The sequence below is a fragment of the Microcystis sp. M49636_WE2 genome, assembly GCF_030065375.1.
GTDB classification, from domain to species: Bacteria; Cyanobacteriota; Cyanobacteriia; order Cyanobacteriales; family Microcystaceae; genus Microcystis; species Microcystis aeruginosa_C.
On record NZ_JASJFG010001009.1, the window covers coordinates 1 to 1,877 of the forward strand.

At 45.3% G+C, this 1,877-nt stretch carries 3 protein-coding genes; all 3 read left to right on the forward strand.

All coding sequences use genetic code 11. From position 1 onward, the window contains the following. Positions 1-580: phosphate ABC transporter permease subunit PstC (gene pstC / locus PX484_RS23230; RefSeq protein WP_288105746.1), on the forward strand; the 580-nt coding region annotated here is incomplete at its 5' end. 84 nt (positions 581-664) lie between these two features. After that, positions 665-1,558 carry a phosphate ABC transporter permease PstA gene (pstA, locus tag PX484_RS23235; protein ID WP_287764664.1) on the forward strand — a complete coding sequence of 298 codons (894 nt, stop codon included), beginning with the start codon at positions 665-667 and terminating at the stop codon, positions 1,556-1,558. A gap of 88 nt (positions 1,559-1,646) precedes the next feature. Beyond that, positions 1,647-1,877, forward strand: a 231-nt coding sequence (locus tag PX484_RS23240) for an ATP-binding cassette domain-containing protein (protein WP_288105750.1), incomplete at its 3' end; no start/stop codon positions are given.

Genomic DNA, 1,877 nt, shown 5'->3' on the forward strand with positions numbered 1-1,877 from the left:
ACTTTTGGCCGCTATTCCCAGTGTTGTTTACGGATTATGGGGTATCTTTGTATTGATTCCTATCCTCAGACCCCTTGGTAACTGGTTAAATGCTAATTTTAGTTGGATTCCTCTGTTTAGTACTCCTTTAGGGGGTCCTGGGATGTTACCGGCGGGGGTTATTTTAGCAATTATGATCCTGCCGATTATTATCGCTATCTCTCGCGACTCTTTGGCCGCTTTACCGCCGGATCTAAGGCAAGCTTCCCTAGGCTTGGGGGCCACCCGTTGGGAAACGATTTTTCGGGTATTAATTCCCGCCGCTTTTTCCGGGATTGTCGGGGGGATTATGTTAGCTTTAGGGCGTGCTTTAGGGGAAACCATGGCAGTAACGATGATTATCGGCAATTCTAACCGCATTAGTGCCTCTATTCTCGCCCCCGCTAACACGATCGCTTCCTTATTGGCTAATCAATTCGCCGAAGCATCGGGAATGCAAGTATCAGCTTTAATGTATGCTGGTTTTGTTCTCTTGGTTTTGACCCTAGTAGTCAATATCTTCGCAGAATTAATCGTTAATCGCGTCAAAGCTAAGTATTAAGCCGTCAGAAGGCAGAAGGCATCTTTTTTCTCCCCACTCCCCCACTTCATAATTCATAATTCATAATTCCCACTGATAACTGATATGGATAGTGCGAATTTAGGCAATAATCTCAAAAAGAAACCGGGTAGTCCTCGATCGCTATTGGGGACAATTATGACCGTAATTTCGGGTTTATGTTTAGCAGTGACGATTATTCCTCTTTTTGCCGTCCTAGGCTTCGTTTTTGTGCAAGGGGTGGGTCGTTTAAACGCCAATCTCTTTACCAAATTACCGCCACCGCCGGGGTTAGGAGGAGGAGGCATCGCTAACGCCATTTTAGGGACAATTATTGTCGTTGCCCTGGCTACGGCGATCGCAGTTCCCATCGGGGTTTTAGCGGCGGTTTATCTCTCGGAATTTAGCGGTGATAACAAACTTGCCCAGGGTGTGCGCTTTGCTACCAACGTTTTAGCCGGTGTCCCTTCGATTATTGTCGGGGTTTTCGCCTACGGTTTGCTAGTTGCCCCCTTATTTGGCGAAGGAACAGCCCTTTTAGGCTTTTCTGCCCTGGCCGGTTCGATCGGTTTAGCGGTGTTAATGTTACCCACTATTATTAGAACCACCGATGAGGCTTTAAAAATCGTTCCCCAAGACATCCGCTGGGCGGCCATGGGTTTAGGGGCTTATAACTACCAAACCGTCCTAAAAATCGTCCTTCCTGCGGCAGTTCCCGCTATTTTGACCGGTGTTACTTTAGCAATTGCTAGGGCGGCTGGAGAAACCGCCTCTTTAATTTTTACGGCATTATTCTCTAACTTTTGGCCCCGGGGTGTCTTTGAACCGATTGCCACCCTTTCGGTCCTAGTTTTCAACTTTGCTACTGCCCCTTTTGCCCCCCAACAGCAATTAGCTTGGGCCGGGGCTTTAATTCTGGTGTTTTTGGTGTTGGTAACTAACATTTTATCCCGTTTAGCCACGCGCCAGAAAACCTATTAAGTCAAGGAAAAAGTGAAAAGGGATATTTAAGTAAAAATCTACCTATCTTTGCAATTCCTCAATTATCCAAATTCAAGTGAAATAATTTATGCTAACTAATCGCACTACCCAATCAACTGCAACCGTTTTAAAGGTGGATAAGGCTAATATTTACTATGGTAATTATCGAGCAGTGCGGGACGTTTCGATCGATATTCCCAAAAATAAAGTCACCGCTTTTATCGGACCCTCTGGCTGTGGAAAAAGTACCATTCTCAGGTGTTTTAATCGTCTCAATGATTTAATTCACGGTTTTCGTATTGACGGCAAAGTTTTTTAT

What these genes read in the sequence shown, in the direction of transcription:
- pstA (WP_287764664.1), top strand. Translation starts at nt 665, where the DNA reads ATGGATAGTGCGAATTTAGGCAATAATCTCAAAAAGAAACCGGGTAGT.